This window comes from Paenibacillus tritici (genome assembly GCF_013204885.1).
Taxonomy (GTDB): domain Bacteria; phylum Bacillota; class Bacilli; order Paenibacillales; family Paenibacillaceae; genus Paenibacillus_AQ; species Paenibacillus_AQ tritici.
Genome location: NZ_JABMKX010000011.1, coordinates 202,629 through 223,195, shown reverse-complemented (window position 1 = coordinate 223,195; position 20,567 = coordinate 202,629). Strand labels below are relative to the sequence as shown.

The 20,567-nt window shown below is 48.0% G+C and carries 18 protein-coding genes and 2 pseudogenes; 15 read left to right on the top strand and 5 right to left on the bottom strand.

Annotation, left to right across the window (positions count from 1 at the left end):
- Positions 1-28 precede the first annotated feature (28 nt).
- The 3 genes from HQN87_RS20870 to HQN87_RS20860 are packed head-to-tail and all read left to right on the top strand — an operon-like array spanning position 29 to position 2,978.
- The gene (locus tag HQN87_RS20870) at positions 29-964 is read left to right on the top strand and encodes a carbohydrate ABC transporter permease (protein WP_173137266.1); all 936 of its coding nucleotides are present in this window, start codon (positions 29-31) and stop codon (positions 962-964) included.
- Positions 961-1,794 (top strand): carbohydrate ABC transporter permease, encoded by an 834-nt coding sequence (locus HQN87_RS20865; protein WP_173137264.1) that lies wholly within the window; start codon positions 961-963, stop codon positions 1,792-1,794. Before HQN87_RS20870 ends, HQN87_RS20865 begins: the two co-directional genes overlap by 4 nt.
- A gap of 26 nt (positions 1,795-1,820) precedes the next feature.
- Entirely contained in the window at positions 1,821-2,978 is a 1,158-nt protein-coding gene (locus HQN87_RS20860) for a glycoside hydrolase family 172 protein (RefSeq protein ID WP_173137262.1), read from the top strand.
- A gap of 90 nt (positions 2,979-3,068) precedes the next feature.
- On the opposite strand, the gene HQN87_RS20855 is transcribed toward HQN87_RS20860, so the two are convergent.
- The gene (locus HQN87_RS20855) at positions 3,069-3,212 is read right to left on the bottom strand and encodes a hypothetical protein (RefSeq protein WP_173137260.1); all 144 of its coding nucleotides are present in this window, start codon (positions 3,210-3,212) and stop codon (positions 3,069-3,071) included.
- Positions 3,213-3,276: 64 nt separating this feature from the next.
- Here HQN87_RS20855 and HQN87_RS33220 point away from each other — a divergent pair.
- Positions 3,277-3,383 (top strand): annotated as a pseudogene (locus tag HQN87_RS33220) (TetR/AcrR family transcriptional regulator); the annotation flags it as partial.
- Positions 3,384-3,393: 10 nt separating this feature from the next.
- Here the strand turns inward: HQN87_RS33220 and HQN87_RS20850 are convergent.
- Positions 3,394-3,792, bottom strand: a pseudogene (locus tag HQN87_RS20850) (methyltransferase domain-containing protein); the annotation flags it as partial.
- Between the two features lie 115 nt (positions 3,793-3,907).
- On the opposite strand from HQN87_RS20850, the gene HQN87_RS20845 reads away from it, so the two are divergent.
- From HQN87_RS20845 to HQN87_RS20820, 6 genes are all read left to right on the top strand, one after another.
- Positions 3,908-4,234 carry an ArsR/SmtB family transcription factor gene (locus HQN87_RS20845; protein ID WP_173137256.1) on the top strand — a complete coding sequence of 109 codons (327 nt, stop codon included), beginning with the start codon at positions 3,908-3,910 and terminating at the stop codon, positions 4,232-4,234.
- A 77-nt stretch (positions 4,235-4,311) separates the two neighbouring features.
- Positions 4,312-5,601 (top strand): arsenic transporter, encoded by a 1,290-nt coding sequence (locus tag HQN87_RS20840; RefSeq protein ID WP_173137254.1) that lies wholly within the window; start codon positions 4,312-4,314, stop codon positions 5,599-5,601.
- A 20-nt stretch (positions 5,602-5,621) separates the two neighbouring features.
- Entirely contained in the window at positions 5,622-6,041 is a 420-nt protein-coding gene (arsC, locus tag HQN87_RS20835; RefSeq protein ID WP_173137252.1) for an arsenate reductase (thioredoxin), read from the top strand.
- Between the two features lie 331 nt (positions 6,042-6,372).
- Positions 6,373-7,926 (top strand): glycoside hydrolase family 5 protein, encoded by a 1,554-nt coding sequence (locus tag HQN87_RS20830; protein WP_367272759.1) that lies wholly within the window; start codon positions 6,373-6,375, stop codon positions 7,924-7,926.
- Between the two features lie 377 nt (positions 7,927-8,303).
- Positions 8,304-10,184 (top strand): cache domain-containing sensor histidine kinase, encoded by a 1,881-nt coding sequence (locus HQN87_RS20825; protein ID WP_173137247.1) that lies wholly within the window; start codon positions 8,304-8,306, stop codon positions 10,182-10,184.
- A gap of 14 nt (positions 10,185-10,198) precedes the next feature.
- Complete coding sequence (locus HQN87_RS20820) at positions 10,199-11,479, top strand: ABC transporter substrate-binding protein (RefSeq protein ID WP_173137245.1); 1,281 nt, start codon at positions 10,199-10,201, stop codon at positions 11,477-11,479.
- Between the two features lie 86 nt (positions 11,480-11,565).
- On the opposite strand, the gene HQN87_RS20815 is transcribed toward HQN87_RS20820, so the two are convergent.
- The 3 genes from HQN87_RS20815 to HQN87_RS20805 are packed head-to-tail and all read right to left on the bottom strand — an operon-like array spanning position 11,566 to position 14,923.
- The gene (locus tag HQN87_RS20815; RefSeq protein WP_173137243.1) at positions 11,566-12,738 is read right to left on the bottom strand and encodes a glycoside hydrolase family 130 protein; all 1,173 of its coding nucleotides are present in this window, start codon (positions 12,736-12,738) and stop codon (positions 11,566-11,568) included.
- On the bottom strand, positions 12,738-13,952 hold the full coding sequence (locus tag HQN87_RS20810; RefSeq protein ID WP_254075586.1) for an AGE family epimerase/isomerase: 1,215 nt from the start codon (positions 13,950-13,952) through the stop codon (positions 12,738-12,740). The genes HQN87_RS20815 and HQN87_RS20810 overlap by 1 nt, the downstream gene beginning before the upstream one ends.
- Positions 13,949-14,923 carry a glycoside hydrolase family 113 gene (locus HQN87_RS20805; protein WP_173137241.1) on the bottom strand — a complete coding sequence of 325 codons (975 nt, stop codon included), beginning with the start codon at positions 14,921-14,923 and terminating at the stop codon, positions 13,949-13,951. Before HQN87_RS20805 ends, HQN87_RS20810 begins: the two co-directional genes overlap by 4 nt.
- 259 nt (positions 14,924-15,182) lie before the next feature.
- On the opposite strand from HQN87_RS20805, the gene HQN87_RS33055 reads away from it, so the two are divergent.
- The 5 genes from HQN87_RS33055 (at position 15,183) to HQN87_RS20780 (ending at position 20,329) form a co-directional block, all read left to right on the top strand.
- A complete protein-coding gene (locus HQN87_RS33055) occupies positions 15,183-15,950 on the top strand; it encodes a response regulator transcription factor (protein WP_173137239.1) in 768 nt (255 codons plus the stop codon).
- Positions 15,951-16,157: 207 nt separating this feature from the next.
- A complete protein-coding gene (locus HQN87_RS20795; protein ID WP_173137237.1) occupies positions 16,158-17,531 on the top strand; it encodes an ABC transporter substrate-binding protein in 1,374 nt (457 codons plus the stop codon).
- 28 nt (positions 17,532-17,559) lie between these two features.
- Positions 17,560-18,441 carry a carbohydrate ABC transporter permease gene (locus tag HQN87_RS20790; RefSeq protein ID WP_173137235.1) on the top strand — a complete coding sequence of 294 codons (882 nt, stop codon included), beginning with the start codon at positions 17,560-17,562 and terminating at the stop codon, positions 18,439-18,441.
- 5 nt (positions 18,442-18,446) lie between these two features.
- Complete coding sequence (locus tag HQN87_RS20785; RefSeq protein WP_173137233.1) at positions 18,447-19,280, top strand: carbohydrate ABC transporter permease; 834 nt, start codon at positions 18,447-18,449, stop codon at positions 19,278-19,280.
- Positions 19,281-19,303: 23 nt separating this feature from the next.
- Positions 19,304-20,329: a glycoside hydrolase family 130 protein gene (locus HQN87_RS20780; RefSeq protein WP_173137231.1), complete on the top strand. Its 1,026-nt coding sequence runs from the start codon at positions 19,304-19,306 to the stop codon at positions 20,327-20,329.
- Positions 20,330-20,567 lie beyond the last annotated feature (238 nt).

Below are 20,567 nucleotides of genomic sequence, written 5' to 3'. Positions count from 1 at the left end.
GCAATGCCCGAAGAGAGGATACATGTGTATGGAGCCCGTCTCTTCACTGGGTGTACAACGCCCAAAGACCAAGCGCAATTCCTATAGGAATGAGCTGTATGGCATCTTGTTTGCCTTGCCGGCCATTCTTGGGCTGGTGATATTTACGCTGGGTCCCATGATCTACAGCCTGTATATGAGCTTCACCGACTATTCCGGGTCCAATTCACCCTCCTTTATCGGACTGGATAATTACACCAGAATGTTCAGCGGGGAAGACCAGTATTTCTACAAGGCGCTCGGAGTTACCCTCTATTTTGTCGTACTTAGCGTGCCCACCGGTATTATTTATTCCTTTCTCCTGGCCATTCTGCTGAACAGGAATATCAAAGGCAAAGCCATCTTCCGGACCGTCTTCTATCTGCCGTCCATCGTGCCGATCATCGCGATTTCGTTCATTTGGCTATGGCTCCTGAATCCCGATTTGGGGCTGGCCAACGAGCTGCTCCGCGCCATCGGCCTTCCCGGCAGCCAGTGGATTTTCGGAGAAAAATCTGTGGTCCCTTCACTGGCGCTAATGAACCTGTGGACAACGGGAGGGACAATGATTATTTTCCTGGCCGGATTGCAGGATATTCCCCGCTCGCTATATGAAGCCATTGAGATAGACGGGGGCTCCAAGCTGAACAAGCTGCGGAATATTACCATTCCCATGATGACGCCGACGATCTTTTTCAACCTGATCATGGGGATCATTAATGGATTCCAGGTGTTCTCGCAAGCCTATGTCATGACTAACGGCGGACCCAACAATGCCAGCTTGTTCTATGTCTTCTATCTGTACCGGGAAGCCTTTCAGTTCTCGCGGATGGGAAGCGCAAGCGCCATTGCCTGGGTGCTGTTCATCATCATTATGCTGTTGACCTATACGGTCTTCAAGACATCAAGAAAATGGGTGTATTACGAGGGGGATGAAGCCAGATGAGGACCAAGGCATGGGTTGAAAAGGGATTGGTGTATTTGGTGCTTATGGCCGGGGGCCTCTTCAGTCTGCTGCCGCTGATTTGGCTCATCCGCAGCTCCCTGATGGATATGGGGCAAATTTTTGAGCTGCCGCCCATATGGATACCTAACCCCTTCCGGTTTAGCAATTTCAGTGAGGCGCTGACCATTCTGCCCTTTGGACGTTATTTTATCAATACCACAGTTATTGTGATTTTTTCGATGATTGGTGTGCTTGTTACCTGCTCTATAAGCGCGTACAGCTTTGCACGGATGTCCTGGAGAGGACGCGACCTTATCTTTGGCCTGCTGTTATCCAGTATGATGCTGCCCTATGCGGTTACGCTGATTCCGACCTTCATCGGCTGGAGCAAGCTTGGATTAACCAATTCGTTCATTCCGCTGATTGCACCGGCCTGGTTCGGTGGAGGGGCGTTCAATATCTTCCTGCTGCGCCAGTTCTATCTGAGTATTCCCCGCGATCTGGACGAGGCGGCTTATGTGGACGGTGCCAGCCACGGGCGGATTTTCATCTCCATCATCATTCCTCTGACACGGCCCGCCCTGGTCGTTGTAGGACTGTTTACCTTTCTGGCTTCATGGAATGACTTTCTGGGGCCGCTGGTCTATCTGAACGATGAGTCCAAATATACACTGGCGCTTGGCCTGCAGCAATTCAAGGGCATGTACGCTGCGGAATGGCATCTGATGATGGCGGCAGCTACGGTAGTGCTGGCTCCGGCGATTATCGTCTTTTTTATCGGACAGAGGTACTTTATCGAAGGTATTACACTTACAGGCATCAAAGCCTAAACCTGCAGAAGGAGTGAGACAATAGGATGAATTCATTATATCAGCGCAAGGAAGGGCAGTCCCGCAGACTATCCAGTTGGGATCAGACCGGGGGCAACCGGGATTTCATCGTGATTGGAGCCGGCCAGACGGCAGCGATCGCAGAGATTGAAGGATCGGGCATCATTCAGCATATCTGGATGACAATCGCAGCCAAGAATAAATATGCATTCCGCAAAGTGCTGGTGCGTATGTTTTGGGATGGAGAAGAAGAGCCTAGTGTAGATTCGCCGGTAGGCGATTTCTTCGGCGTAGGTCATGGGGTTGCCAGCCATTATGTCTCCATGCCGCTCAATATGATTACAACACAGGATGTCATTGAGGATAAGGCAGCGATGAACTGCTTTTTTGAGATGCCGTTCCGCAGCAGCGCACGCATTGAGATTATCAATGAATGCGAGGATGAGATGGTATTGTACTTCTATGTCGACTATGTGGAGAAGCAGATTCCGGAGGACAGCTTCTACTTCCACGCTTCCTGGCGGAGGGAGAATCCTACCCAGGGGACGGTCGATCTTGCAGCGTTGAAGCTGGAGCATGACGCGCAGGATAAGGCCAATTATGCCGACCAGAAAGTATATGAGCTTAAAAATCTGACGGGTGACGACAACTATGTGCTTATGGATGCGGTGGGGGAGGGGCATTATGTCGGCTGCAATCTCAGCATTGATCACCTGAATCCGATGCCGGGCTTCAGCTGGCCTGGAGAAGGGGATGACATGTTCTTCATCGACGGCGAGCCGTGGCCGCCCCGTCTGCATGGCACCGGTACAGAGGATTATTTCTGTGCAGCCTGGGGTTACCCGTCCGGTAAATACGACAGCCCGTATCACGGGATATCCCTCTATGCGCCCATCCGCGGCAACGGGGACGCATGGAGGGAGAGTAATACGATCCTCTTCAATGACTACTCCGGCAAAATTACGCAATACCGTTTCCATATTGTCGATCCGATCATCTTCCGGGAATCCCTTCGCTTCAGTATCGAACATGGTCACGGAAACTCCCAGTCCAATGACTATTCTTCGGTGGCCTACTGGTATCAGCGTGAGCCTCACAAAGCTTATCCGGAGATGCTGCCCGTAGCCCTTCGGCTGCCGCTGCCTGAGAAGGACAGCGCGAAGCAGTTCTTCCAGACTTTCTAATCCGTAATTCTCGTAGATCTATGAAGCAAGAGCACCTATCCAGAGGATGGAAAGGTGCTCTTGTTGTATGTGTCCGGTGTGATGATGCGGTTAAACCGTGTAATTCCCGCCCAGCTCCAGCCTGAAGGCGTAAGGACCGGCTTCCCTGAAATCCTTGCACATCCATACACCGGGAATATCATCACTGTAATAGCTGTCGTTGTACACCGTGACATTTTTTATGGAGCCGTTCATGTGAACGTTCACCAGTGTTTTATTATTCCCGGTATCGAACGTATGGCGCTTTCAATAGGTAGCGGACTCCATCCATCCCGATCAGGACAGGAACTGGGTCATTACCGTACAATTTTTAATTTCAGCATCAGTGGGTGTACTGGAATGGGGATAATCCGTTCGATGCCCTATCTGATTGTAGTTACTTTCTCGCCTTAATTACAGCAGCAACAATGTATTGGCCAACGTTCGCAGCGGGAACCCAGTCCTTGATAAATGTTCTGGATTCGTCTTGGGGTTCAATACTAATCTCAGAGAAGCCACTTTCCCGAAGCATCTGCTCTACATCAGCGATGGAAGAAGCTCCGGAGATACAACCTGAATAGTATTCGTCCAGATCATTTTTGATCTCAGGGGGAAGTTCTGCTGTAGTTACAATGTCGGAGATAGCCAGACGGCCGCCTGGTTGGAGGACACGATAGGCCTCCCGAAATACTTGCTGTTTGTCTGGTGAGAGGTTAATCACGCAGTTGGAGATAATCACGTTTATTGAATTGTCAGCGACGGGGAGATGTTCAATTTCGCCCAATCTGAATTCCGTAGTTATATCGTAATTAATTGCAAATTGCAAATATTTATTAGACTTAGTTGATAATTGATCATAGAGGTCTTAGAATATAACTATCGTCTTATATACGGAGAGAGGAGAGTTAGAAATGGAACTAATAAATGATCTTACAGAAGATTTGAAGCTCCTGGGAGATAGAACACGCCTCATGATTCTTACTCTTCTAAAAGAGCGGGAGTGGTGTGTATGTGAATTCGTGGATCTTTTTGATATTTCTCAGCCAGCCGTCAGTCAGCATTTACGAAAACTGAAAAGCAGCGGATTGGTAAAGGAACAGAAAAGGGGACAGTGGGTGTATTATTCTTTAAATATTGAAGATAAGCCCCATGTTAAGGCCATATTAAATTTTACACCGGAAGCTAGTATCCTTTTATCGAAATTAAACAAGCCGTCTAATTCGATCTGTTGCGAATGACATTTTTATCGTTGATTATATAAGTATATAATCATATAATGATGTTCGGCATATAGACTTAATATGGGGGAACTAATTTGGTAGCTCTGGCAAGTCTTATTTTTATAGTCACCTTGATTTTTGTCATTTGGCAGCCTAAACATTTGTCCATTGGATGGTCTGCCTGCGGCGGAGCGTTACTGGCGTTACTTGTCGGTGTAGTCAGCTTTAATGATGTTCTGGACGTTACGCTAATGGTATGGAATGCTACACTTGCCTTTGTTGCAATCATCCTGATCTCACTGATCCTCGATAGAATCGGATTCTTCGAATGGGCTGCTCTACATATGGCCAAAGCTGCCAGCGGGAATGGAACCCGGATGTTCATCTATGTCATCATTCTGGGTGCCATAGTAGCGGCATTCTTTGCTAACGACGGAGCAGCACTCATTCTAACACCGATTGTACTGGCTATGGTCCGTGCGCTGAATTTTGATGAGAAAAAGGTTTTTCCATTCATCATTGCCAGCGGATTCATAGCAGATACTACGTCTTTACCGCTGGTGGTAAGCAATCTGGTGAATATCGTATCGGCTGATTTTTTCGGGCTGACCTTTATGGAATATACCGGACGGATGTTAGTGCCTACTGTATTTTCCTTAGGGGCAAGTATACTGGTGCTTTATCTCTTTTTCCGTAGAAGCATTCCAAGAAACTTTGATAGCTCGCAGCTAAAAAACCCTGAGGAGGCTATCAAAGACAAGCAGATGTTCAAGCTGTCCTGGTTTGTTCTTGCGGTGCTGCTGGGAGGATACTTTGTCAGTGAGTTTCTAAATATTCCGGTATCGGTAGTGGCAGGTGTCATCGCGATCTTTTTTCTGTTCATGGCAAGGAAAAGTGCTGCTGTACCAACAATGGAAGTAGTGAAGGGGGCGCCTTGGGCCATTGTTTTCTTTTCCATCGGGATGTATGTTGTTGTGTATGGTCTGCGCAATGCGGGACTGACGGACATACTTGCAGGTATTATTCAATCTGTTGCCGATCAAGGGCTGTTCGCAGCAACGATGGGGATGGGCTTTATTGCCGCAGTGATCTCCTCCATCATGAATAACATGCCTACCGTCATGATTGATGCGCTGGCCATTGACTCTACGCACACCTCTGGGCTGATTAAAGAAGCTTTGGTATATGCGAATGTTATCGGTTCTGACTTAGGACCGAAGATTACACCGATTGGTTCTCTGGCAACCTTACTGTGGCTGCATGTTCTTTCAAGCAAAGGAGTGAAGATATCCTGGGGGACATATTTCAAAACAGGTATTATTTTGACGATCCCTACGCTGTTTATCACACTGCTTGGTCTATATATAACGTTGACCCTATTTTAAACTCAAAGGAGATATGACTTATGAATAAGAAAACCATTTACTTTTTGTGTACAGGCAACTCCTGCCGGAGCCAGATGGCCGAAGGCTGGGCTAAGCAATACTTGAGCGGGCAATGGGAGGTCTACAGTGCAGGTATAGAGGCTCACGGTCTGAATCCGAAAGCTGTTCAGGCGATGAGCGAAGTAGGCATTGATATCTCAGATCAAACGTCCGATATTATAGATCCTCAGCTTCTAAATAACGCTGACCTGGTGATTACCTTATGCGGAGACGCCGCAGATAAATGCCCCGTTACTCCGCCTCAAGTGAAACGTGAGCATTGGGGATTCGATGATCCGGCCAAAGCGCAAGGTACAGAGGAGGAGAAGTGGGCGGTCTTCCAGCGGGTTCGTGATCAAGTGGGCCTCCGCATCAAACAATTTGCTGAAACAGGTAAATAGGTAAAATAAGGGGCTATCCCATTTCATGGCTTTTGGGACAGCCCTTTTTTAATTGCATCCGGTTGATATCCTAAGATTCCGGCGATGTATTATACATAATTTTGATTATTAGGAAAAAGGATAAAATCGTTATACGGACCCTAAATAAAGTTATGCTAATATGACAATAAGTCACTAACTGAATACAGATAAACTAACAAACTCGTGAACCCATGCTTAAGAAGAGCAACTCTATATGTCCCCTCATATTCTAAAATTGGAGGTGAACGTTCAGGTCAATCGTTTCGTATATGAGGGTTCACATAAATAAAATCTCATGAGGTGGTTATTGGTGATACGCAAGTGGTCGATAACATTGACGGCGTTACTACTGGTTTTATCTCTGATCGGACTGGTTCCAAAAGATGCTCATGCTGCCAGCGGGTTTTATGTAAGCGGAACCAAATTAATGGATGCAACCGGTACACCCTTTGTTATGCGAGGCGTCAATCATGCGCATACCTGGTACAAGGATCAGTTAACCACCGCAATTCCGGCCATTGCCAAAACAGGGGCCAATACGGTCCGAATTGTATTGTCTGACGGTCATAAATGGACGTTAGATGATGTAAGCGCTGTCCAGAACATCCTTAGCCTTTGCGAGCAAAATAAACTGATTGCTGTGCTGGAAGTGCATGATGCCACAGGGAGTGACAGTCTCACCGATCTGGACAATGCTGTGAATTATTGGATTGCTATTAAGAGCGCCCTGATCGGCAAAGAAGACCGCGTAATCATCAATATTGCCAACGAGTGGTACGGAACATGGGATGGACCGGCATGGGCTGCCGGCTATAAACAGGCTATCCCCAAGCTGCGCAATGCCGGCCTGAATCATACCCTCATTGTTGACTCGGCTGGCTGGGGGCAATATCCGGCTTCGGCCATCAATTATGGCACAGAAGTCCTGAACTCGGATTCATTGAAGAATACAGTTTTCTCTATACACATGTATGAATATGCCGGCGGCAATGCAGCTACAGTCAAATCCAATATCGACGAAGTGCTGAACAAGAATCTTGCGCTCATTATTGGTGAGTTTGGCGGGCAGCACACCAATGGGGATGTGGATGAAGCAACGATTATGAGCTATTCCCAGCAGAAGAAGGTCGGCTGGCTCGCCTGGTCTTGGAAGGGGAACAGCAGTGACTTGACCTATCTTGATATGACCCATGATTGGGCAGGAAATTCACTTACCTCCTTCGGCAACACCGTTGTAAACGGCAGTTATGGCATCCAGGCCACATCCATCCTGAGTGGTGTATTCGGAGGGGGAACTCCGACCCCGACTCCGACAGTATCACCTGCTCCAACAGCATCACCGACACCGACCCCAATCCCAACACCATCACCGACACCGACAACATCACCAACCCCAACACCGGGAGGTACAGTGACAACCTTGTATGATTTCGAATCCGGAATCTCGGGCTGGTCGGGAAGCAATATATCGGGCGGGCCTTGGGTCACCAATGAATGGACAGCCGCCGGGACAAACTCCCTGAAGGCAGATATCTACTTAGCCGCCGGTTCCTCGCACAGCCTTTATTACACTGGGCATCATAATTTATCAGGTAAAAACATTCTTAAAGCAACCATAAAGCACGCACCCTGGGGAAATATTGGCAACGGCATTTCAGCCAAATTGTATGTGAAGACCGGGTCGGGCTGGACTTGGCATGATGGCGGAATTACAGCTATTCATTCAACAGACTCTACATTGACACTTTCACTCAGTAATATTTCTAATCTATCCGATGTAAGAGAGCTCGGGGTTGAGTTCGGAGCTTCCTCTAACAGCAGCGGACAATCAGCTGTTTATGTGGATAGTGTAACTGTACAATAAGTCATCCTTACTGTGCCTTAGCTGAGTAATTATCAACTCCGGGACCCCACGATGTGGGGTTCTTTTGCGCTGGATAGTCTTGTATACCCTTACGCTAACAAGTATAATAACTGTTAGGTATTTCTTAATAAAAAGTTATATAGAAGGCACTGAAGAAATAACAAAAAGCAAAAGAAGTGGAGGGGAAATTTGGAACTGTAGGAGCGGTAGCGACCGCCTTTGTCACCGGATTTCAACCGCGAAGAGCGGATTAAATCAAGAAATCTGGTGACAACAGCGGCCGGAAGTCCAAATGTTCACCGCAGTGACGATGAAGCTTCAAGTTCAAATCTTAAGTGCGTTTTATATACATAAGCTAAAGTAAGGAGAAGGACCAAATGAATGCACAACGCAGTAACCGCTGGTGGTCCTACATCGGGGACATGGGCATGGAACGCAAGCTTCTGCTCGTCTTCCTGATTATTATTACACTTCCGCTCTCATTCATCAGCGTAATCAGCTTCCGAAGCTACTCTGAATCTATACAGGCTAACACTGTTGCTTACTCAGAGAAGCTGATTGATCAGATGATGGACTCCATTGACGACTACATTGAAGATATGAAAAGAATCTCCTCGATGCCTGCCTATGTGAATGAGATCAAGCAGAACCTGATCCGCTCCAATCACTATTATGAACAAAAGAATTCGGAGAGTAGGGGAAGCACAGCAAAGCCTGCTACCAGTGACTTCGATCTGCTATTGTCGATCCAGCGGGGCATTGAAGGAAATATTTCATTCATTAACAATATTAAGCGCGGAACTAACTCCGTATATATATTTGACGGATACGGGAATGGCTACTATTCCGCCAAGGATGGCGGCGTCCGTCTGGACCTCGAGCAGAGCTACAAGTTCTGGAGCGCGCAGTCGAAGAATTCGAGTGGAGAGGCACTCCTCTTCGGCACCCAGGCGTATACCAGCAATCTGCAAAGCACCCGTTATGCGTTCACCGTTGTCCGTAAAATTGTAGACGGGCTATGGAATCCGGTTGGACTCATCGCAGTTGAAGCAAATATCAGCAATCTGGAAAATCAGGTAGCCGAACTGGACAAAGTTACACATGGTACGTCGGTCATCGTTGACGAGAACGGGAAGGTTATCTATGACAGCGATCAGAAGCTGCTAACCACCGATATTTCACATTCCACCCTGTACCGCTCTGCTAAGGGTGAAGCCGGAAGCTTTTATGACACAATATCCGGCAAGCAGCGGCTGAATATTTATTCAAGCTCTGCCAAGACGAATTGGAAGGTCATTATATCCATTCCTGTAGATGAATTGACCCGCGGAGTAACGCTGACCCGCAATGCCACCATTGCTGCTACCTTGGTTATTGTTGTAGTTGCGCTGATGATCTCCATTATTCTCTCCTTTGCTCTGACGAAGCCGCTGACCCAATTGATTCAGCTGATGAAAAAAGTGCAAAACGGCGACCTTGATGTAACGTTCCGCGTCAATCGTAAGGATGAAATAGGACTTCTAGGCCATCAGTTCAACCGGATGCTCGCCCGTATCAGGCAACTGATTCAGGATATCTATCAGATGGAGGAACAGAAAAAAAAGGTTGAGCTGCAGGCACTGCAAAGCCAGATCAACCCGCATTTCATCTACAACACGCTGGAGTCGATCCGTATGACAGCAGAGCTGAACGATGATGTAGAGGCTGCCGACATGATCTCTATTCTGGGCAAGATTCTGCGCTATAGCATTGGTGAATGGTCCGGCACCACCACTATGAAACAGGAGCTGATGTATGTACGCAATTACGTCGAGCTTCTGGGCTGCCGTTATCCGGGAAGGTTTGTATTACTGATCGACGTCCCCGAAGAACTGGATAACTACTCCATGATCAAGCTGGTCTTTCAGCCGATTATTGAGAATGCCGCCTATCACGGATTAGATGATTCGAAGCCGCTGATGCATTTAAGCATTAAGTGTGAAGTTATTAAGCACAAGCTGCTGTTTCATATTCGTGACGACGGCTGCGGGATGGAACAAGAGACGCTGGACAAGCTCAATGACAGTCTGAGGCATGAAGCAGTACCGAAGCTTAGCATTAATGGCGGAATCGGTATGAAAAATGTGCACCACCGTATCCAGCTTCACTATGGTCCATCCTATGGCATAGAGGTGTTTAGTCAGCCTGGCACAGGAACAGATGTCATTCTTTCTCTCCCTTTGCCGGGAAGAGAAGCCATAACCACTGGAAGAACATAAGGAGGAGAATCTGCTTGATACGTATAAAGAAACGCTGGCCGATGCATTCCATACTGCTCCTGCTCCTGCTGTCAGGCGGCTGTGACAGCGGCGGCAGTCAGGTGTTGCCCACCTCTTCTCCAGCCGGAGGCGAATCTCTATCCGGGCTGACCGGAACCATCGTCATGCTGACCAACCGTATAGATTTGATTGAGAATGGAACTTTCCGGAGCTATGCCGATGGATTTAAGAAACAATACCCGGGGGCTAACGTGGAGTTCGAAGGCATATCCAATTATGCCACCGATATTCTGGTCCGCTTGTCCACGAAGGATGCGGGAGATGTATTGCTGCTGCCCGTTAATCTGCCTGCGAAGGAACTGAGCTATTTTTTCGAGCCACTGAATGCGGAACTCGCTGCACAGGAGAGATTCACAACCTTCGCAACCTATGGCGGCAAAAGATATGGACTGTCGACCGGCACTACAACCAGCGGAGTCGTCTATAACAAGCAGGCCTTCAGACAAGCGGGCATCGGGCAGGTTCCGCAGACGCTGGACGAATTCTATGCTGCCAGTGCCAAGCTGAAGCAGGCAGGCATCATACCGCTGTATATGAATTATGGTGCAGTCTGGCCATTGCGGGAATGGGGCAATAATCTGGTTAATTATATGACAGGTAATCCCGAATATCTGAACGAAATGGTGCAGGAGGATGCGCCCTGGAAGATTGACAATGAATGGGGCAGGGCGATAGAGATTGCCAGAACGATGCTGGCCAAAGGTTATGTGGAGGATCAGCTATTCTCCAACAACTGGGAGATTTCCAAAACCAAGCTGGCCAAAGGGGAGGCAGGGATGTATTTTCAGGGCAACTGGACGATCCGCCAGATTCTTGATGCCGGGGCTGCGCCCGAGGATATCGGCTTTTTCCCATTCCCTTACGACAATCATCCTACCCACTATGCCGCCTTGAATCCGGATTGGTTCATAGGAGTCAGTAAATTCAGCAAGAATAAAGAGCTGGCGATGAAATGGATTCATTATTTCGTCAACGAGACCTCCTATACAACAGACTGGGGATTTCTGCCATTACATAGCTCAGACGAGCCGGCACTTCCGCAATACAGCGAGTTTCTCTCCTATCATCCCACAATGATTGAGGCTACTGTCCAGACCGATGCCTTCATCGACATGGCCAACCGGGCAAAGCTGTCATTCTGGTCGGGCGATTATATTCAGGAACTGCTTGCTGCGCAGGATTTGGAGCAATCTTTCCATGAACTGAATGTGAAATGGAAGGATGCGAGGAACTGATCAAGCAAGTAGCGAAGGATCTTACAGGCATAAATTCTATATTCAAAAAAGGCGGGCCATTGGAGTTACAATGGCCCGCCTTTAATCTATTTCAGCTGTAAATTACGGTCGATCATGGCTATACGCTGCTGAACGCAGGCATACGAACGTAGAGGATCTTCAGGTGTGTTCAGAACATAATCCAGCAGCTGGTCAACGGTTGTTGTGGCTACATGAATACGGGTGTCAGAGGATGCATAATAAATGAAGACTTCACCGTTATCACGGGCAATAATGCCATTGCAGAAGACAACATTGGATACATCGCCGACACGCTCCTCCCCGTCCGGAGCAATGAAGTGTCCGCCTGGGGCATGCGTTACCTTGTTCGGCTCATCAAGATCCGACAGGAATGCATACAGCACATAACGCAGTCCGGCTGCAGTGTTACGGACGCCATGGGCGATATGCAGCCAGCCTCTGGCGGTTTTGATCGGAGCCGGACCTTGACCGTTCTTCACCTCTTTAATGCTGTGGTAGTAGCGCTGATCCATAATGGTTTCCTCAGTGATGACAGCATTCTCGATTCCTTCAGACAACCCCCAGCCGATGCCTCCGCCGGAACCCGCGTCGATGAAGCCATCCTGCGGGCGGGTATAGAAAGCGTATTTGCCATCTACAAACTCGGGGTGCAGCACAACATTGCGCTGCTGGGCGGAGCCGGTCTTCAGGTCAGCCAGGCGTTCCCAGGTTATGAGATCCTTGGTACGGGTAATGCCGCACTGGGCAACAGCACTGGAAAGATCGCCGTGGGGAGCTTCAGGATCTTTACGTTCCGTACAGAACAAGCCGTAGATCCAGCCGTCGGCATGCTTCACCAGACGCATATCATAGACATTGACGTCCGGGTCTGACGTCTCAGGGAGAACTACCGGGTGATCCCAGAAGCGGAAGCCATCCACACCGCTGTCGCTCTCGGCAACAGCGAAAAATGACTTGCGGTCATTGCCCTCTACACGGGCCACAATGTAAAACTTTCCGTTCAGCTCAATCGCACCAGGATTAAAGATACCGTTCACGCCGATTCGTTCCGCGAAATACGGGTTGGTCTCAGGGTTGAAGTCATAACGCCAGATCAGCGGTGCGTGGTCAGCCGTAAGCAGCGGGTAGAGATAACGGTCGTAGATACCGTTGCCGAAAGGGAGTTTCTCATTGCTGCGGCCTATCAATGCCTCATAGCGTGCAGTTAATTGTTGTTTACGTTCTTCAAAAATAGTCATTAGATCGTCTCCTTTAAGTTGAGGGTAAGCCGCTTGATCATCTCGAAGCAGGCTCTGCTGTTATGATAAGGACATTTCCATGCACTGACCTTGGGGGCATGCTCCAGCGGCTTCAGATCCTCGTCAACCCCCCAGACCCATTCGCCAAGCTTGTGGTCGATAATATACTTGTCGGTGAACGACCAAGTGTTCTCAGCAGCCTCCAAGAAACGGGAATCACCCGTAAGCTGATAGGCGTTATAGAAGCCTACGATAGCTTCAGCCTGCGGCCACCAGTCTTTGGTCTTGTCGATGAGGCTGCCGTTCTCCGCTTCATTCCAGATGCCTCCATCATCGGCTATCCCTTCAGCGAGAACCGCTTCAGCCATAGTGACCGCTCTGGCGCGTACCCGCTGAAACAGCCGCTCATCTCCGAGCACTTCAGCGGCTTCAACTAATAACCAGCTGCCCTCAATATCATGTCCATAGGATAGGGTATCGGATTTCACATGCCACTCTTCGTCAAAGAACAAGTGGAAGTGTTCTCCAGCCTGATCAATAATGTGATCAAGCATGACTTCAATCAGCTCGTATAGCTTGTTCTTCAGTTCCTCTGACTTCCACACGCGATATAGTCCTGTATATGCCTCGAGAATATGCAGATGTGTATTCATGGATTTCTTCTCATTCAGATCCTTAGCACTGAGACTCAGGTTATCCGTTATCTTCCAGTCGCGCGATAGTGCTTCAATATAGCCCTTATGCAAGGGGTCATATCCGTATTTCTCAATAAGCTGGAACAGATCAACCGCTTGCTGTAGAGCCTCCGGGCGTCCGGTAGCGTTATAGAACTCAGCCATCGCATAGATGGCAAAGGCCAGACCATAAATCTGTTTTTTCGGCTGGGAAGGCTCTCCCTGCTCATTGACCATCCACAACATCCCGCCATATTCCGTATCCGTGAAATGCAGGGTCAGGTAATCATAGGCACGCTCTGCCATCTCCAGGTAATCTTTGGTGCCGTACATACTGTAAGCACTCGCAAAGGTCCAAAGAATTCGTGTATTCAGGACCAGACTCTTCTCCGCACCGGCAATGACATTCATCTGGTTGTCAATCTCTCCGGCAAAGCCTCCACTACTTACATCCAGGGTGTGATCCATCCAGAACTTCAGGATGTTCCCCTTAAGCTCATGTTCGAAACTGCTTAGCCATTCTTTCGTCAACATGCTCATTCGTTTGGGTTCTCCTTGGGATTCATTATGATTTTGGATTGGTAGTACTGACTAATGGTAACTGCTGCAGATTTGCCGTACATGCAGTAATCATCATTCGCCGGCGCTGATTCGATCGGGTAGAGGTGTGCCGGCCAGTCCCACAGCATGAAGCCCTGAACCCAATCACGGCCGTCACAGCTCCTGAACATCTCCTCATAAAAGCGTTCTTGTTCTCTAGAGCTCGGATCACCTTTCAGCGTCCAGTCATTGGGAACGGCGGCGCTACCGATCCGGCTAGGACATCCTGCTTCCATGAAGAAGAACGGCTTGTTATGTTGCTTCACTACAGCTTCAATCCGGTCAAGCTGAGCCTCCCAATCCTGCAGGGGGTAATAACCGCTGGAAGAGATGACATCAAGGGCATCCCACCAGGTCACATTATCCTCCTGATATTTATCACAATTATAGGTAAGGATTCCGCTGTACACCTTGCGTACTTCAGCAATCAATGCCCGCCACTGCTCAGCGCGTCTGTCTGACATGACCAATTCGCAGCCGATACAGAACATTTCGCAGCCGCTCTGCTCAGCGATTACCGCATAATGCAGGATGAAGGCGGTGTAAGAGCGGAACCAGTCTGACCATTTGGGTTCACAAGGAACATCCTTGTCAAAGAAGTTGATATGGGCACGCCAAGTCCCGTCCGCACAATTGACAATGGGTTTCAGACATACCTTGAGATCCATGGTTTTGGCCTTGCGGATAGCCCAGTGAATCTCTTCATCGGCAACCGTTGGGTTCTCCCGGTAAGGAATCACCGTCGATTGCGGTGTGGCTTGAACCGCACTAAATGCGATAGCTGTCCAATTCGCAGCAGTGGTCGCTTTCATTAACTCCATGGAAGTCTCTGCGTCTGCATTTGCCCAGGTTCCCCGTACCCCCATGAATCCCCAGGTAACACCTCCGATATATTCGTTCTGTAGTACCATGCTTAGCAACCTCGCTTTAACGGATTAATAGTATAACTAACAATTTATTATTTGTTATTATTATATAGTTATAATATAATAACAAAATATAATGTAGTTATAACTCTTTTCCCCCGTGATTTCAAGGATAAACTGCGTAAAGTAAATACAAGACTATAAAATAGCATTACAGCACATTTGCTAACCATGAAAGGAAGTCTATAATTGATGATGATAGCGCAATCATCATGGCGGAAGATGAAATGGGGGAGATTCTTGGGTGATTAAGGTCATCATTGCGGACGATGAGGAAGTTATTCGCCGCGGACTCGAGAAAATCACTTCCAGAATGGACCTGGAAGTAAAGGTAATTGGTTCATATGGTAACGGACTGGAGGCTTGGAATCATCTGCGGGAGCTAAAGCCGGATGAGCTCGACCTGCTGATTACGGATATCAAAATGCCTAGAATGGATGGCTTCAGGCTGATTGAAGAAACAAGAGGCCATTTCAAGCAATTGCCGATTGCCGTGTTAAGCGGATTCAGTGAATTTGAATATGCCCGCCGGGCGATCCGTTATGGGATTATGGATTATCTGCTTAAGCCTATAGAGAAGGCCCAATTGTACGATTTGCTCAATAGTGTACAGGAGAAGCAAAAGTTAAATCCTCCTGAGTCTGTAGAAGCAGCACCAGTGTCTCCAGAGGGCGGAGAGCATTACGTCGTTGAACAAACCAAAGGCATCCTGGAAAAGGAATATAACCATAATTTTGAATTGGAGCGTCTTGCTGACAAAGTAGGCATGAACGCCAGTTATATAAGCCGTCTGTTCAAATACAAGACAGGCCAGACGATTACGGATTATCTGATCGGCATACGAATTGCCAAAGCAAAGGAGCTGCTCACCGGACAACCCGAGCTCAAAAACTATGAAATCGCCGAATTAGTCGGCTATAGCGATCCGGTTTATTTCAACAAGCTGTTCAAAAAAATATGCGGTATGACACCCAAAGATTATAAAAGCGGCTATCGTCCCTCCGGGCGATAGCCCTTTTTTATTTAATTTATTATTTAAATTCAGAAAATAAACAAAAACAAATATAACAAATTTAAGACCAGAAAAAGCAATTGAAACCATCGTTTTGAGTGTGAAAACGAACTATAATGTGTTTGTAAGCGATAACAAATAATATTTTGTTATCATTAAGTTATCGCTTGTTTCATGATTTGAAATGATGAGAGGGGTCCAAAAGAAATGACGAAAATGAGAGCGGTCACAAGTCTCGCAGCACTGACGCTGATGGCGGGCTTGTTCGCAGGATGTTCATCGGACAACAACAATGCAAGTAGTGAAGCTGCAACAAATGCAGGGGGTACAGGAGCAAACACGGAGGCGACTGCTGCGCCGGACGGCGATGCCGCTAAGGATATCAAGGGCGATATCACAGTTATCACACAAAGAACAGACATTGTTGATACCGTATTCAAAGATTATGCAGCCAAATTCAACGAGAAATATCCGGATGTCAAAGTAAACTTTGAAGCGCTGTCCAATTATGAGGATCAAATAAAAATCCGCATGAGCACAAGTGATTACGGCGATGTGCTTCTGTTGCCTACCAGCGTACCGATCAAAGACCTGCCTGAGTTTTTCGAGCCGCTGGGCGCTATGTCTGATCTGGAGCAGCAATATACCGGACTGGAAGAACGCACTGTAGACGGAATCGCTTATGGTATTCCAATTACGGTAAACTTCTCCGGTGTGATCTATAACAAACAAGTCTTTAAAGACGCCGGAATTACCGAGGTTCTGCGAACCTTTGATCAATTCTCCGCGGCGCTGAAGAGTATTAAGGACAAAACAGATGCCGTTCCGCTGTATACAAACTATGCAGCCGGCTGGACCTTGACACAATGGGAATCTGATCTGGCTACGGTTGCCGGAGACCGCGACTATGTCAACATCACCCAGGTAGCCTCTGATGATAATTTCGTTCAGGGTCAGCCGCACTATGACCTGTACAAAGTATTGTATGATGCTGCCAAGAACGGCCTGATCGAAGAAGACCCTACTACGACTGACTGGGAATCTTCCAAGGCTGACCTGGCTAACGGCAAGATTGGCACGATGATGCTTGGTTCTTGGGCGATCGGTCAGATCAAAGGAGTGGCAACTAATCCTGATGATGTAGGCTTCATGCCTTTCCCAACCAATGCAGACAAGATTCTTGTTCCGCTGTCAGATGATTATAATCTGGGTGTTAGCATTCACAGCAAGAACAAAGAAGCCGCAAGAGCATGGGTGGACTGGTTCATCAATGAATCCGGCTATCCGACTACAGAAGGCGGCGGTATGAGTCCTGTTAAGGGCGCAGAGCTTCCTGAAATCCTCAAACAATTTGCAGGCACTGACGTTACCTTCGACACACTAGCGCCTGCAAAGGCCGGGGAAGAGGGCTGGGTGGATGCCATTGATAAAGAAGCTGAAATCGGCCTCTGGCAGCCAGACTTCAAGAAGGTAATCATTGAAGCTGCTATCGGAAACCGGAAAGAATCCTATGACGATATTATGAAAGACCTGAACGACAAGTGGAAGGCTGCAAGAGCAAAGGTTACTGCAGCTCAATAGATAGAAGAGGACGCAGGAGGTGTGGAGAGTGCCCAAATTGTCCAACATGAGCTACAAAAATCAACGAATTTTAATTATCTTCTTATTTTCTTTAGTTCCGGTAGCCCTGCTGCTAACGTTCTCGTATTTACCGGTAGTCAAGATGTTTCAGTATAGCTTCACGAGCTGGAATGGATTAAGTAAGAATATGGAGTACATCGGCTTCGATAACTACAGAACGATCTTCACCAAGCCGGAGTATTTCGCAGTCTTTAAAGTAAGCTTATATTATTTCCTTGCCACCTTCGTGCAGATGGGACTGGCCCTTTATTTTGCCACCATTCTAAGCTTTAATGTCCGGATGAAGAACTGGTTCAAGGGGATTCTGTTCTTCCCGACGCTGCTCAACGGTGTAGCCATCGGTTTCATCTTCCTGTTCTTCTTCAAGCCTGAAGGAACATTGAATACCCTCCTTGATCTGGCAGGTCTTGGAGCCTGGCAGCAGAAATGGCTGCTGAATCCGCATTTAATCAATATATCGCTAGCTTTTGCCTCCGTATGGAGATATATGGGAATGAACTTTATTATCTTTCTTGGAGCGATTTCTTCCATCGGCGGTGATATCTATGAAGCCTCGGAGATCGACGGGGCCAACCGCTGGCACCAATTCAGACATATTATTATTCCGAGTATCAAACGCATTCTGCAGCTCAATCTGATCCTCGCGGTCAGCGGGGCGATCGGTGTATTCGAAATTCCGTATGTCATGACCGGTGGCTCCAATGGCAGTGGCACTTTTGTCATCCAGACTGTCGATGTGGCCTTCAAATACAGTAAGATGGGTCTTGCCTCAGCCATGGCAGTTGTGCTGCTGGGAATCGTTATTGTCGTAACCATTGTGCAGCGTGTTCTGATTAAGGAGGAGAAGTAAGAACTATGCATACTTTAAAATACAGCGCCGCCTCCTTCTTCAAATACCTCACTTTAATTCTAGGGGCACTGATGGCACTGATCCCGATCGCCGTTGTCTTCTTCGCTTCCTTAAAAACGAATGAGGAATATGCCTCGACCGGTCCGCTTACGCTGCCGGAGAACTGGCTGAATTTCAGCAACTATACCAAAGCCTTCGTAGACGGCAATATGCTGCTGGGCTTCATGAACACGATGTTCATCGTGCTTATATCCATCGCCGGTGCCACGCTGACCGGTTCGATGATGGCTTACATTCTGGCCCGCTTCAAATTCAGAGGCAGCAAGCTGCTTATGGGCGCATTCCTGCTTGCAACGCTGATTCCGGGAGTCACTACACAAGTAGCTACCTTCCAGATCATCAACTCGCTGGAATTGTTCAATACACGCTGGGCACCGATCCTGATGTACCTGGGAACCGATATTATCGCCGTTTATATTTTCATGCAATTTCTGGATTCCATTTCCGAATCCCTGGACGAATCAGCGATGCTGGATGGAGCCTCCTACTGGACAATTTACTGGAGAATTATTCTGCCGCTGCTGAGTCCGGCGATTGTAACCGTGATTATCGTGAAAGGCGTTAACATCTACAACGATTTCTATACACCTTTTCTGTATATGCCCAAAAGCAGTCTGCAGGTCGTCTCCACAGCATTATTCAAATTCAAGGGTCCCTATGGCTCACAGTGGGAAGTGATATGCGCAGCGATCATGATCGCCATTATTCCAACCCTGATCGCCTTCGTCTCCTTGCAGAAATATATCTATAACGGTTTTGCCCAAGGGTCTGTCAAATAATAATACTTGGAGGAATCTCACTTATGAAAGAAGTTACATTGACTGCAAGCCAGAACTTGCCCAATATGCCCTGGCAGGATAGACCTGCCGGCAATGACAATCCGGTCTGGAGACATAGCGACAACCCGGTAATCAAACGCAATCCGGCAAAAGGCGTAGCGCGTATTTTCAACAGTGCGGTTATTGCGTATGACGGCAGCTTCCTTGGTGTATTTCGGGTGGAAGATAACACAACCCGTCCTCACTTGCGGATGGGGCACAGTGCAGACGGTCTGGACTGGAAGATTGACGATGAGCCGATACAGTTTACAGATGAGGCGGGTAATCCGTATATGCCGCGTTATGCCTATGATCCCCGGCTTGTCAAAGTGGAAGATACTTATTACATTATCTGGTGTACGGATTTCTATGGAGCTGCAATCGGCGTAGCCACAACTCAGGATTTCACAACTTTCACCAGCCTGGAGAATCCGTTCCTGCCGTTTAACCGCAATGGGGTGCTGTTCCCAAGAAAAATAAATGGTAATTTCGTGATGCTGTCCCGTCCAAGCGACAGTGGCCATACTCCCTTTGGCGATGTGTTCCTGAGTGAAAGCCCCGACTTTGTGTACTGGGGTAAACACCGCCATGTGATGACCAAGGGTGGACAAGGCTGGTGGCAGAGCACCAAAATCGGCGGTGGCCCGGCACCCATAGAAACTTCTGAAGGCTGGCTGATGTTCTATCATGGTGTAACCGGAACCTGCAACGGTCTTGTATACAGCATGGGCGCTGTTATTCTGGATAAGGATGAGCCTTCCAGAGTTAAATACCGCTCTAAGAATTTTGTGCTTACACCAGAGGAGTGGTACGAGGAACGCGGCTTCGTGAACAATGTGCTGTTCCCCTGCGCTACGCTGAATGACGCGGAAACCGGACGGATTGCCATCTATTATGGCGCCGCCGACACCTACGTAGGAGTGGCTTACACGACTGTTCAAGACATTGTCAATTACGTGATCGAGACTCATGAAGAAGTCGGCGATGATGCCGGATTGGGCAAGATCTAATGACCTGCGCTTCATGAGCTGGATGTCCAGACCCAGACATTCATGCTCTTATACGGTTCTCTTCATCCTTAATGCTATAAAAAGTGAGCAGAGCAGCGATTCTCCCGTTATTGGAGGATCGCTGCTCTGCGTTTTGGTCATGGTTGGCTTGCATCAGCAGACGGCTCTGTCATTCGGCGCACGGCCAAGGCGTAACCTTCACTCCGTAGAATTTCCCGAGCCGGTTTGAGCCCCGTGA

Coding starts and splice junctions, on each gene's coding strand:
- HQN87_RS20855 (WP_173137260.1), bottom strand. CDS start 3,212: ATGAACGGCTCCATAAAAAATGTCACGGTGTACAACGACAGCTATTAC.
- HQN87_RS20815 (WP_173137243.1), bottom strand. CDS start 12,738: ATGACTATTTTTGAAGAACGTAAACAACAATTAACTGCACGCTATGAG.
- arsC (WP_173137252.1), top strand. CDS start 5,622: ATGAATAAGAAAACCATTTACTTTTTGTGTACAGGCAACTCCTGCCGG.
- HQN87_RS20860 (WP_173137262.1), top strand. CDS start 1,821: ATGAATTCATTATATCAGCGCAAGGAAGGGCAGTCCCGCAGACTATCC.
- HQN87_RS20865 (WP_173137264.1), top strand. CDS start 961: ATGAGGACCAAGGCATGGGTTGAAAAGGGATTGGTGTATTTGGTGCTT.
- HQN87_RS20845 (WP_173137256.1), top strand. CDS start 3,908: ATGGAACTAATAAATGATCTTACAGAAGATTTGAAGCTCCTGGGAGAT.
- HQN87_RS20870 (WP_173137266.1), top strand. CDS start 29: ATGGAGCCCGTCTCTTCACTGGGTGTACAACGCCCAAAGACCAAGCGC.
- HQN87_RS20795 (WP_173137237.1), top strand. CDS start 16,158: ATGACGAAAATGAGAGCGGTCACAAGTCTCGCAGCACTGACGCTGATG.
- HQN87_RS20780 (WP_173137231.1), top strand. CDS start 19,304: ATGAAAGAAGTTACATTGACTGCAAGCCAGAACTTGCCCAATATGCCC.
- HQN87_RS20805 (WP_173137241.1), bottom strand. CDS start 14,923: ATGGTACTACAGAACGAATATATCGGAGGTGTTACCTGGGGATTCATG.
- HQN87_RS20825 (WP_173137247.1), top strand. CDS start 8,304: ATGAATGCACAACGCAGTAACCGCTGGTGGTCCTACATCGGGGACATG.
- HQN87_RS20810 (WP_254075586.1), bottom strand. CDS start 13,952: ATGAGCATGTTGACGAAAGAATGGCTAAGCAGTTTCGAACATGAGCTT.
- HQN87_RS20785 (WP_173137233.1), top strand. CDS start 18,447: ATGCATACTTTAAAATACAGCGCCGCCTCCTTCTTCAAATACCTCACT.